Below are 12,122 nucleotides of genomic sequence, written 5' to 3' on the forward strand. Positions count from 1 at the left end.
TTCTGTGCGGCGGTCCGGTTGCGAGGCCTCACATGGTGACGTCTCGCGTGCCCGACGGTGACGACGACCCCGCACGCGACGCGGAAACGAAGTTTTGCGCCGCGGTGGAGATCGCCACCCAGACTCCCGCCGGCTTCCTCGATCATCTTGCCGGCATCCTCGCCGATCACATGCCGCCGTCCCGCAAGCCCGGCGACGGCCTGGCGCTCGACCTCTATGGCGCGCGGGCGCGGATCGAGGGCCGCGGCGAGGCACTGGCCGCCTGCGCCGATGCCAGCGACCGCGGCGCGCTTGCCAACATGAAATATCTCATCGCCTGGAACATGCGCGAGTTCTTCGGCCCCGATGTCGAGATCGCATGGTCGGGCGACGGCGAGGGCACGTCCGAGCTGCCGCAGTTCCGCGAGATGCGGGTGGTCGATGCGTGGCAGGTGACGCCGAAGCTGCGCCGGGTGCGCCTGACCGGCCACGATCTGGCGCGGTTTCAAAGCGGCGGGCTGCACATCCAGATCCTGATTCCGCCGAAGGGGCGCAAGCCGGTGTGGCCGAGTGCCGTGCCGTCGGGCATTCCGGCTTGGCCGGAAGGCGAGGACAAGCTGGTGCTGCGGACCTACACGATCCGGCACATCGACCCCGGTGCCGGCTTTGTCGACATCGATATCGTGCTGCATGACGGCGAAAGCCCGGGCTCGGACTGGGCCCGCACCGTCCGGCCCGGCGATCCGGTGGGAATGATCGGTCCGGGCGGCGGCGGCGCGGTCCCGGCCGGGCGGATGTTGCTGGCCGGCGACGAGACCGCCCTGCCGGCGATCGCCCGGATGCTGGAGGAAATGCCGGCCGATGCCGTCGGTACGGCGATCATCGAGGTCGAGGATGCCGGCGAGATCCAGTCGCTCGCCCATCCGGCGGGCTTCGAACTGGTCTGGCTGAACCGCGAAGGCCGGGCTGCCGGGACGACGACGCTCCTGGAAGAGGCGGTCGTGGCGCTCGACTGGCCGTCGGAGGCCGGCACCTCGGTGTGGATCGGCTGCGAGTTCAAGGCGTTCAAGCGGCTGCGCCACCATTGCCGCCGCCACTGGGGGCTGAAGGCGCGCGACCATCTGGTCGTCGCCTACTGGCGCGGCGAGGCCGAACCGGCGGCGGGCGGCGTGCATCGCTAGCCGCAAAGGCATCTTCCGCACTGCCTGAGAGGGCGGGCCGGAGCCCGCCCGGACCGCTCATTCCGCTGCGAGGATCGCCGGACGCAGGACGTCCTGTTCCTGCGCCAGAACCAGCCGGCGATACGCTCCGTCCTGCTGCAGCAAGGCGTCATGCGCGCCCTCCTCGACGATCCGGCCGGCCTCGACGACGACGATGCGGTCGGCGTGGCGGATGGTCGACAGGCGATGGGCGACGACCAGCGTGGTGCGGCCCCTGGCGAGTTCGGCGAGCGCCGTCTGGATGGCGCGCTCGGTCGCGGTGTCGAGCGCCGAGGTCGCCTCGTCGAGGATCAGGATCGCCGGATCCTTGAGGAACATGCGGGCGATGGACAGCCGCTGCTTCTGGCCACCTGACAGCTTCAGGCCGCGCTCGCCGACGATGGTGTCGAGGCCGTCCGGCAGGCGCTTCACGGTGTCGGCGAGATGGGCGCGTTGCAGCGCTTCCCAGATCTGCGCGTCGCCGGCATCGAGGCGCCCATAGGCGACGTTGTCGCGGATGGTGCCGCCGAACAGGAAGACGTCCTGCTGCACGACGCCGATATGGCTGCGCAGCGCGGCAAGCCGCATGTCCCGGATGTCGATGCCGTCGATGGTGATGGCGCCCTCGATCAGATCGTAGAAGCGCGGCACCAGCGCGCAGATCGTCGTCTTGCCGGCGCCGGAGGGGCCGACGAAGGCGATCGTCTCGCCGGCCTTCACCGACAGATCGATGCCGTTCAGCACCGGGTGGCCGGTCGAATAGGTGAAGTGGACGTTCGAGAAACGGATGTCGCCGGCGAGCCTGTCGACGGCGCGGGCGCCCGGCCGGTCGACAATGTCGGGCTCGGTGTCGAGAAAGTCGCAATAGCGGCGGAAGCCGGCAATGCCCTTCGGATAGCTCTCCAGCACGGCGGCGATCTTCTCGACCGGGCGGAAGAACACGCCGACCAGGAGCAGGAAGCCGACGAAGCCGCCATTCGTCAGGTCGCCCTCGATGACGTAATAGGTGCCGGCGACCATGACGATCACCTGGGTCAGCCGCATCGACAGATAGTTCAGCGACTGGCTGACCGACATGATGCGGTAGGCGTCGAGCTTGCGGCCGCGATATTGCGCGTTGTCGCGGGCAAAGAGCGCGCGCTCGTGATCCTCGTTGGCGAAGGCCTGCACGACGCGGATGCCGCCGACATTCTCCTCGATGCGGGCGTTGAAGGCGCCGACGCTGCTGTAGATCGCACGCCAGGTGTCGGTCATGCGGGCGCCGTAGCGCACGGTCAGGATGGTACCGACCGGCACGACGATGGCGGTGATCAGCGCCAGCTCGACATGGACGAACAGCATCAGGACGAAGGCGCCCAGGAAGGTCATCACCGCGATGAACAGATCCTCGGGCCCGTGATGGGCGATTTCACCGATCTCCTCCAGATCCTTGGTCAGGCGGCCGACGAGATGTCCGGTCTTCTGGTTGTCGAAATAGCCGAAGGAGAGCTTCTGGAGATGGTCGAAGGCGCGGCGGCGCATCTCCGTCTCGATATTGATGCCGAGCATGTGGCCCCAATAGGTGACCACCGCCATCAGGCCCGTATTGAGCAGATAGATCGCCAGGAGCCCGATTGCCGCGGCGATGATCAGGTTCCATTCGCCGCTCGGCAGCAGCGTGTCGATGAAGACCTTCACCGCGATGGGAAAGGCGAGCTCCAGGAGGCCGGCCAGCACCGCGCAGCCGAAATCGAGAACGAACAGCCCGCGCCACGGGGCATAATAGGAAAAGAACCGCGCAAGCATCGGGGCCTCGTCTTCATCTCTGGAGCGCCGTGACGGACGACACGGCTTATGCCGCGGCGCCCGTCCGGTCGCGCGTTTCTTCGATTGGGGCGGGCACGCCGGTCCGCGCGGCTAAGCGAGCTTACCGGAAGCGGATCGGCACCGTCAGCGAAACCCCCTTGCCACCGGGCGGCGCGGGGAACGGGCTGGCTCGTCGCAGCAGCGAGACCGCCGCATCGTCGAGGATCCGGCCGGCCGAACGGGCGACCCGCACCGAGGTGACGCGACCGTTGCCATCCATGCGGAAGGAAACCGTCACGGTGCCGGACCCGCCGCCGCGCGGGCTGCGCTTGTAGCGGTTGAGCCGCGCCTGCACGGCATTGCGCCAGCTTGTCAGGGCCGAGCGCGAGACCGTCGCCCCTTGCGAGACCTGCCGCTGCTTGCGCCCCTTGGTGGCAGTCGAGGGCGGCGGCGCGGCCTTCTTCACCTGCCGTCGCTGCTTCTTGCGCTCGACCTTCTGGCGAGGCTTGCGCGGCTTGATCTCCTGCTTCTTCTCGCGCACGGCCTGCCGGACCTTGGGCGGCGGTGTCGGGCGGAAGGTGGGCACCGGCACGACATCGGGCGCCGCCTCGACGACGGGCTCCGGTTCGGGCGCAGGCTCAGGCGTCGGCTCAGGCTCGGGCTCCGGTTCCTCGACTTCGGGAGGAACCGGGTCGGGGGTCGGCTCGGGCTCGACCTGCTCTTCCGGCTCCGGTTCGGGGACCGGTTCCGGCTCAGGCTCAGGCTCAGGCTCGATTTCGGGCTCCGGCTCCGGCTCGGGCGTCTCGACCTCGGGCGGCGGCTCGGTGGCTTCCGGCTCGGCAACGGCTTCGGTGGAGGCGATGTCGGGCGTTGCCGCGGGCGCGGCGAGCTCGATCAGGATCGGCGCCTGCTCGTTGCCGGCCGGCGGCTCGTCGGGAACCCGTGCGAGCACCGCATAGGCGACGGCGCCATGGGCCGCGACCACGAGCAGCGCCGCCAGCGGCCAGCGCACGAGGCCGGCGCGCAGTGGCCGGGTGCCGTCGCCGAAGGGGATGCGATCGCCGTGGCGGGCCATGGGCTCAGGTCCGTCCCGCGGCTGCCGCCCCGGCGGCGCCGGCGCCTGCATCTTCGAGGCCGACGAGACCGATCTTCAGATAGCCGGCGGTCCGCAGCTGGTTCATCACCTCCATCAGGTCGCCATAGGCAATGGCGCCGTCGGCGCGCAGGAGAATGCGCTCGTCGCGATTGCCACCCGTGGCGGCGTCCAGCCCTTGGGCCAGCGCTGCGGGATCGACCTCGTCGTCGCCGATCAGCAGCGTGTTGTCGGCCTGGACCGTCAGATAGATCGGCTCGTCCGGCCGGTCCTGCGGCTCGGCGTTGGACAGCGGCAGGTCGACGGGCGCATCGACCGTGGAGAGCGGCGCGGCGACCATGAAGATGATCAGCAGCACCAGCACCACGTCGATGAAGGGCGTGACGTTGATCTCGGAGACTTCGCCGGCGCCGCCCAGATCGTCGCCGCCACCCTGGTTGAGGTTGATCCCCATCGGCCTACTCCGCGGCGGCCATCAACGGCGCCGCCTCCCGGGTCGTGTGGCGACGGTCGAGGTCGCGCGACAGGTGCTGCAGGACCAGCGCCGAGCCGTCGGACAGGACGGCGCGATAGCCGGCGATGGAGCGGGCGAAGACATTGTAGACGATGACCGCCGGGATCGCGGCGACGAGACCGATGGCGGTGGCCAGGAGGGCCTCGGCGATGCCCGGCGCGACGACGGCGAGATTGGTGGTGTTGGCCTGACTGATGCCGATGAAGGAGTTCATGATGCCCCAGACGGTGCCGAACAGGCCGACGAAGGGGGCGGTCGAGCCGATGGTGGCGAGAATGCCGGTGCCACGGGAGATCGAGCGGCCGGCGCCGGCCTCGATGCGCGACAGCGCGACCGAGACGCGCTCCTTGATGCCCTCGTCGGACAGGTCGGCGGACCGCGCCCGCTCGGCCTCCGCGCTCTGGGCAAGGGCTGCCACCGGACCGCGCCAGCGGCGGCGGTTCGCGGTCAGGGCCTCCGTCAGCGTCTCGGCGCGGGCGAGACGGCGCACGCCGACCCGGGCGCGGCGCTTGGCCAGTGCCAGTTCCATCGCCTTGGACAGGCCGATGGTCCAGGTGACCAGCGAGGCGAAGGCGAGGCCGATCATCACGGCCTTCACCACCCAGTCGGCGGCCATGAACATGCCCATGGGCGACAGATCGTGGGGCAGCGCCGCGTTGCGTTCGTCGGGAGCGACCGGCGAAGCGGGGGCGAGGTCCGGCTCCGCCGCCGTGGCGTCTGCGACCGGCTCGTCCAGCACGGCCGGCTCCGTGCCAGCGGCCGGAACTGGCGGCGTGACGGCGGTGGACGGGGCAGGCGTCGTGGCCTCGTCGGTCACCGCGGTGTCCGGTTCGGCCGTGGCGGGCGCCGCCGGCTGCGCTTCGGCGGGGGCTGCCGGCGTTGCGGGTGTCGCCGGGGCTGCGGGTGCGGTTTGCGTTGCCTCGGTTTCCGCCGCCGGGACGCCGGTCGGGGCTTCGGCCTCGGAGGTGGCTTCGGATGCCGCGTCCGGCGTTGCGGTCGGCGCCGGCTGCGTCGGCTCGGCCGCCGCGGGCGACTTGTCGAGGGCGTCCTGCGCCATGGCCCGATCCGCCACTTGCGGCGTCGCCACGACGGCGAGGGCCAGGAGGATTGCGATGGAAAGCCGGGGCAGGGCAGACCTGCGGGCAGAAAGATGGGTCATGATCGGCCGTTCGTCTTTCGGGCATTGCCCGGTCACTGTCCCGCCAGGACCGGCCGGACGCGGTCGGCTGCCGGGCACGGAAATGGGCGCGTTGCGCAGCGCTTAATATAATCTGATAGTAATAGTCAACTTTGCGCCCGGTGGTTGTCCACGGGTCTCCCACTCACCGTGCGAAGGCCAGTTTGCGCGTGCCCGAAGGCTCCGGCAGGACGTCCATCGGGATGCCGTAGATCGCCTCGAGGCAGGCCGGCGTCATGATCTGGGCAGGGTCGCCGCGGGCGACGAGATGCCCCTGTTTCAGCGCGATGATCTCGTCGCAGAAGCGCGCCGCCATGTTGATCTCGTGCAGGACGACGATGACGCCGACGCCGCGGCGATCGCAGAGGTCGCGCACCAGCGACAGGACCTCGATCTGGTGGGCGACGTCGAGGGCCGAGATCGGCTCGTCGAGCAGCAGGTAGCCCGCATCCTGGGCCACCAGCATGGCCAGCCAGACGCGCTGGCGTTCGCCGCCCGACAGGCTTTCCACGAAGCGGTCGGCGAAGGCCGTGGTGTCGGTCAGCGCCATCGCCTCTTCGACCTTGTCCCGGTCGGCGGGGCCGAATCGACCGAGGGCGCCGTGCCAGGGGTAACGGCCGAGCGCGACGAGCTCGCGCGCCAGCATGCCGGGCGCGAGCGGCGTGTGCTGGGGCAGATAGGCGATCCGGCGGGCAAGTTCCCGGTCACCCCATGCGTCGAGCGGGCGGCCGTCGAAGCCGATGCCGCCGGTCGTGGGCCGAAGCTGGCGGGCGAGAAGTTTCAGGAGCGTCGATTTGCCGGAGCCGTTGTGACCGACGAGCCCGGTCACGGTGCCCTGGCCGAGTTCGAGCGACAGTGGCGCCAGCAGCGTGCGCGCCGGCACGCTGAGGCTGGCAGCATCCAGGGTGAAGGCGGCGGTCATGATGTCGAACCTCTTCGGCCGAGAAGGATCAGCAGGACGGGCGCGCCGACGAGGGCGGCGACCAGCCCGGTCGGCAATTGGTAGGGAAAGGCGATGGTGCGGGCGAGGAAATCGGCGACCGCCATGATCGCCGCGCCGGCCAGCGCCGCGACGAGCAGCGTCGGCAGGGGGCGGCGAATCCCCAGCATGCGGACGACATGCGGGGCCATCAGGCCGACGAAGGTCAGCGGTCCGATGATCGGCGTGGCGGCGGCGGTCAGCAGCGCGGCGAGCACCAGAAGGCAGGGCCGCGCATAGGCCAGCGGCACGCCGAGCGCGGCCGCCTGCCGGTCGCCGAGGGGGAGAATCGCCAGCCAGCGCAGCACCGGCAGACTTGCTGCCACAAGAACGAGCGCGGCGATGGCGACGGGAATCGCGTCGGCCATGGTCAGGCCCTGCGTCGAGCCGCCCATCCAGTCCACGAGGATGAAGGCGCGCGGGTCGCCGCCCGCCGCCAGCACCCCGACAAAGGCGTCGAGAAGGGCATTGAGCGCGATGCCGGCGAGAAGGATCGTCTCCGGCGAAAAACCGGTGCGCCGGGCATAGAAGATGATCGCGACGAGGACGGCGAGCCCGCCGAGGCTGGTCACCAGGCTTTCGCCGAGAAGGCCGAGATCATCGAAGATGAACAGTGACAGCGCGAAGGCGAAGGCCGCGCCGGCGCTGACGCCCAGAACCTCGGGGCTCGCCATCTCGTTGCCGGTCAGCCGCTGCAGGATGAAGCCCGCGACCGCGACCATCGCACCGGCGGCGGCCGCCGCGATGAGGCGCGGCGCGCGCCAGGGCAGGATCTCCGCCCAGGCGTCCGGAGGCAGGATCTGCCAGGCACCGGTCGCATCGCGTCCAAGGAAAAGAACCGCGACGAGAGAAAGGGCGAGGCTCACGCAGAGGGCGAGCCTGAGGGCAGGAGAGAAGCGGGCGGCCGCCTGCGGGACAGAGGCTTCGAAGGGAGGGCGGACGCTGGCGCGCAGGCGCGGCAGCAGAAAGAGCAGCAGCGGCGAGCCGAAGATCGCGGTCACCGCGCCGGTCGGCAGGAATTCCGCCGAGACGCCCGACAGCAGCGTGACCGCGCAGTCGGTCGCCAGCAAGAGGAGGGCGCCGATGATGCTCGACCAGACAAGCCGCTCGCCGAACTGCCGGGCGCCGGCCAGCCGCGCCAGGATCGGCGCGACGAGGCCGATGAAGCCGATGACGCCGACGGCGCTGGTCACGAAGCCGGCGAGGAGTACGGCGAGGCCGATCGCGCCGATCCTGATCCGGGTGACGTTCAGGCCGAGCGAGGCGACGCTGGCATCACCGAGTTCCAGGAGCGACAGCGGCCGCACCAGCAGCCACGCCGGGACGACGAGAACGGCGAGCCGCATCGTCAGGTCAATGGTCGGCTGCCAGCTCTGCTGCGCCAGCGAGCCGGCGCCCCAGATGAACAGGCTGACCAGATAGCGGTCCTTGATCATGATCAGGATCGCCGACAGCGCGCCGCAATACAGGCTGACGACCAGACCGGCGAGGATCAGCGAGACCGCCGAGAAATTGCGCCGCACCAGGAAGAAGACGATCAGCGTCGAGGCGGCACTCCCGACGATCGCCACCAGGTCGCGTCCGAAGCCGAAGAGGGCCGGCGCGAACAGGGTGGCCAGGGCCAGCGCCAGCCGGGCACCGGCATCGATGCCGAGCGTCGTCGGGGCGGCGAGGGGATTGCGCAGCACCTGCTGCAGGATCGTGCCGGATGCCGACAGGGCGGCGCCGCACAGCACCGCCATCGCAAGCCGCGGCAATTCGGCATGAAGGAACAGGATGCGGGCGGGGTCGTAGCCGCCGGTCGGTGCGCCCGCCCATAGATGTGCGATCGGGCCGGCGACGACGGCGACCGTCAGCACGGCGGCAACAAGGGCCAGCGCCGCGCTGAAGCGGGCCGGGCCGGTCAGGCTCTGCGACAGGATCATGCGGGGGCGCCGTCCCCAGGCCGCGCCGCCGGACCGGCGAGCGCGTCGGTGAGAAGCTCGGCGAAGCGCAGCGCCGAGGGCAGTGCGCCGAACATCAGCGTGGGCGGCAGCACGGTGACCTGTCCGGCCTTCACGAAGGGGAGCTGTCGCCAGAGCGGGCTGGCGCCGAGCGTCTGCATCAAGGTTGGCGGCAGCGGCTCGAAGGCGAAGAGCCGCACGTCGCGGGCGGTGGCCAGCGTCTCGACACCGACGGTGGCAAACCCCCAGTAATTGGTCTCGCCTTCATAGGCGTTGGTCACGCCCAGGCGGTCGAGGACGGACTGGTAGAGGCCATGCCGGCCGAAGATCCGCGCATGGCGCGTGTCCATGAAGGCGACGAGATAGACCGGCGGCAGGGGCAGCCCGGCCAGGCGGCGTGCGCAGGCCGATACCGTCGCGTCGATCTCTGCAAGGAACGCGTCGGCCGCGTCCTGGCGGCCGGTGCGATCGGCCAGGGTGCGCGTCACATCGTGGGCGCGCTGCAGGGGATCGGTGCCCTCCTGATAGATGGTCAGGCGCTCGACCGGCGCGATGCGAGAGAGTGCGGTCTCCTGGCGCGCGACATAGTCGGTGGTGAGGATCAGGTCCGGCTCGAGCAGCGCGAGGCGCTCGAAATTCACCTGCAGGCTGGAGCCGAGATCGGCGACCCCTTCCGGCAGCGCCGGTTCGACGACCCACTCGTCCCAGTCGCTTGCGGCGGTCTGGGCGATCGGCGGATGGCCGAGCGCCAGCAGGGTCTCCGTCAGCGCGTAATCGAGGGAGGCGATGCGGGGCCCGGGCTCCGGCAGCCTGGTCGCCCGGGCGGTGCGAACGGTGGCGGCCGTTGCGGCGATTCCCCCCAGAAGCGCACGTCTGTCGATCACCATCGGGCTGCGGCCTTCGGTGTATCGTATTGATTGGCCTCAGAGATTTTAATCATTCCAAATTCAGTGTCTTTTTCGCCACAGCCGCGACACAGTTCGCCGGCCCGGCCCTTCGGCATGTCTGTTTCCGGCTTCGTCCAACCGCCTGTTGCGCAGTCCATTCGTGCCTGCGACGGCGGTTTCGGCCCGTTCGAGCCGCATTCGCTTAATGTTGACTCTGCAATTCATGTTTATCTATCGCTCGGTCCGTTCCGAGGGCAAGGGGTCCTCGACAGAATGGATGTGCGACATGCGTAACTCACCGGCCGACCGAGGCTTTTCATCGAATGCGACCCACCGTCTGACGCGGTTCCTGTCCCTGTCGGCCGCGGGTCTCGCCCTCGCTCCGGGCTTGGCACAGGCGCAGGACGCCCCGGTGGTGCTGGACACGGTGACGATCGAGGCGGCCGGCGGTGAGGCGGACGGCATGTTGGGCGGCGCCATTGCCGGGGCGGCAGGCGCCGACTACGCCGTGGACGGCTACGTCGCCGACACCACCGCATCGGCCACCAAGACCGACCTGCCGATCGTCAGGGTGCCGCAGATGGTCGCGGTGATCACCGAAGAGCAGCTCGACGATCGCAACGTCCAGTCGCTGACCGAGGCGCTGACCTATTCGGCGTCGGCGCGGGCGGGCGCCTTCGGCCTCGATCCCCGCTTCGATTCCTTCTACATTCGCGGCTTCGACGCGACCTATACGGGCGTCTTCCGCGACGGGCTGCGGGACTTCTCCAACAGCTTCCTCCTGAGCCAGGTCGAGCCTTACGGCCTGCAGTCGCTGTCGGTTCTCAAGGGTCCCTCATCGGGCCTCTACGGCTCGGCCAATGCCGGCGGCATCATCGACTTGACGTCGAAGCGGCCGACCACGGAGAGCTTCCGCGAGATCGGCGCCGAATACGGCACCAACAACCGCTACCAGGCGACCTTCGACGCCTCGGGGCCGCTCGGCGGGTCCGGCTCGACCTTCTACCGGATGACCGGTGTCGCCCGCGATTCGGACACCGACAACCCGTTCGTGTCGGACGACGAGCTGCTGATCGCGCCGGCGATCACCTACGCGCCGGATGCCGACACCAGCTTCACGGTTCTTAGCGAGTTGCAGCGGGTCCACACCGGCGGCACCGCCGCCTATGTCCAGGGCAACCGGGACGTGACCGACGTGCCCTATGCCGACCCGAACTTCAACGATCTCGACCAGACCCAGGGCCGCATCGGCTATGAGTTCGAGCAGCGCCTGTCCGACGTCTTCACCTTCCGCCAGAAGGCCCGCTACCAGGGCATGGATATCTACGGCGAGTATCTCTACCCGTATGGGGCGGCGGTGAACGGGGTGCTTGCCCGCGGCTCGGGCGTCGTGGCGCAGACGTTGCACGGCGGCGTCGCCGACACCCAGCTCGAGGCCAAGTTCGACACCGGCATCCTGCGGCACACCATGACCGGCGGCATCGACGGCTACTACACCGAGTTCACCAACAAGGAAGGCTACGGCACCGCGCCGTCCCTGAATCTTGCCAGCCTCGACTACAGCCGCGGCATAGACCGCCCTGACTATACGGTCGCCGAGGAGCAGACCCAGCGCCAGCTCGGCCTGTATCTGCAGGACATCATCGAGATCGACCGCCTGACCGTCGCGCTGGGCGCGCGCCACGACTGGGTGAAGACCGAGACGGCGACCGGCGCCCCCGGCAATCTCGGCGATGCGGAAGACCAGAGCGACGATGCTTTCACGGGCCGCGTCGGCGTCAGCTACCTCTTCGATAACGGCATTGCGCCCTATGCCAGCTACTCGACGTCCTTCTCGCCCAATATCGGCCTGAATCCGGACGGCTCGGCCTTCGTGCCGACGACGGCCGAGCAGTACGAGCTGGGCGTCAAGTATCAGGTGCCGGACGTCAATCTGCTGGTGTCGGCCGCGATCTACCAGATCGAGCAGGAGAAGGGCGTCTTCCTGCAGCCGAGCGCCGATTTCTCGACCAGCGTGCAGGTGCAGCTCGACAAGCTGCGCAGCCGCGGCTTCGAAATCGAAGCGGCGGCCGGCCTCGCCGACGGGCTGAACCTGACCCTGTCCTATGCCTATCTCGACATGGAGATCATCGAGGGCGTGCCTGGCACCGAGGGCAACACGCTGTCCTCGCGCCCGCAGCACACTGCCGCGGCCTGGCTCGACTACACGGTGCAGAACGGCTTCGCGAAGGGCTTCGGCATCGGCGGCGGCGTGCGCTTCGTCGGCGAGAGCTTCGGCAACGACCGCAACAGCTTCAAGAACGATGCCCGGGCCTATGTCGACGCGGCGCTGCATTACGACGTGCAGGCGGTCGAGGGGCTGCGCGTGCAGGTCAACGCCACCAACATCTTCGACGAGGATGCGGCGCTCTGCACCGAAGGCTTCTGCTACGCAGAGCAGGAGCGCCAGGTCATCGGCAGCGTGCGCTACCGGTTCTGAGAACTCGGGCAAACGCAGCACGATATGGAGAAGGGGCGGCCCGGCGGGCCCCCCCGTTTGAATACGGGGGGGCGAGGGCCCCACCCC

The 12,122-nt window shown here is 69.3% G+C and carries 9 protein-coding genes; 2 read left to right on the forward strand and 7 right to left on the reverse strand.

Annotated elements, in window-relative coordinates:
• Positions 1–32 precede the first annotated feature (32 nt).
• Positions 33–1,160 (forward strand): siderophore-interacting protein, encoded by a 1,128-nt coding sequence (locus tag ACEQX1_RS15265; protein WP_370194525.1) that lies wholly within the window; start codon positions 33–35, stop codon positions 1,158–1,160.
• A 57-nt stretch (positions 1,161–1,217) separates the two neighbouring features.
• Here the strand turns inward: ACEQX1_RS15265 and ACEQX1_RS15270 are convergent, their stop codons facing one another.
• The 7 genes from ACEQX1_RS15270 to ACEQX1_RS15300 all read right to left on the reverse strand — a co-directional run bounded on the left by ACEQX1_RS15270 (position 1,218) and on the right by ACEQX1_RS15300 (position 9,556).
• Positions 1,218–2,963: an ABC transporter ATP-binding protein gene (locus tag ACEQX1_RS15270; RefSeq protein WP_370194526.1), complete on the reverse strand. Its 1,746-nt coding sequence runs from the start codon at positions 2,961–2,963 to the stop codon at positions 1,218–1,220.
• Positions 2,964–3,084: 121 nt separating this feature from the next.
• Entirely contained in the window at positions 3,085–4,038 is a 954-nt protein-coding gene (locus ACEQX1_RS15275; RefSeq protein WP_370194527.1) for an energy transducer TonB, read from the reverse strand.
• 4 nt (positions 4,039–4,042) lie between these two features.
• Positions 4,043–4,510 (reverse strand): TonB system transport protein ExbD, encoded by a 468-nt coding sequence (gene exbD, locus ACEQX1_RS15280; protein ID WP_024349155.1) that lies wholly within the window; start codon positions 4,508–4,510, stop codon positions 4,043–4,045.
• Positions 4,511–4,514: 4 nt separating this feature from the next.
• Positions 4,515–5,729 (reverse strand): tonB-system energizer ExbB, encoded by a 1,215-nt coding sequence (exbB, locus tag ACEQX1_RS15285; RefSeq protein ID WP_370194528.1) that lies wholly within the window; start codon positions 5,727–5,729, stop codon positions 4,515–4,517.
• Between the two features lie 163 nt (positions 5,730–5,892).
• Complete coding sequence (locus ACEQX1_RS15290; protein WP_187390444.1) at positions 5,893–6,669, reverse strand: ATP-binding cassette domain-containing protein; 777 nt, start codon at positions 6,667–6,669, stop codon at positions 5,893–5,895.
• Entirely contained in the window at positions 6,666–8,651 is a 1,986-nt protein-coding gene (gene fhuB / locus ACEQX1_RS15295; RefSeq protein WP_370194529.1) for a Fe(3+)-hydroxamate ABC transporter permease FhuB, read from the reverse strand. The genes ACEQX1_RS15290 and fhuB overlap by 4 nt, the downstream gene beginning before the upstream one ends.
• The gene (locus ACEQX1_RS15300; protein WP_370197001.1) at positions 8,648–9,556 is read right to left on the reverse strand and encodes an ABC transporter substrate-binding protein; all 909 of its coding nucleotides are present in this window, start codon (positions 9,554–9,556) and stop codon (positions 8,648–8,650) included. Before ACEQX1_RS15300 ends, fhuB begins: the two co-directional genes overlap by 4 nt.
• A 286-nt stretch (positions 9,557–9,842) precedes the next feature.
• Between ACEQX1_RS15300 and ACEQX1_RS15305 the strand changes: the two genes are divergently transcribed.
• A complete protein-coding gene (locus ACEQX1_RS15305) occupies positions 9,843–12,035 on the forward strand; it encodes a TonB-dependent siderophore receptor (RefSeq protein ID WP_370197002.1) in 2,193 nt (730 codons plus the stop codon).
• Positions 12,036–12,122 lie beyond the last annotated feature (87 nt).

This window comes from Aurantimonas sp. (assembly GCF_964217435.1).
GTDB classification, from domain to species: domain Bacteria; phylum Pseudomonadota; class Alphaproteobacteria; order Rhizobiales; family Rhizobiaceae; genus Aurantimonas; species Aurantimonas coralicida.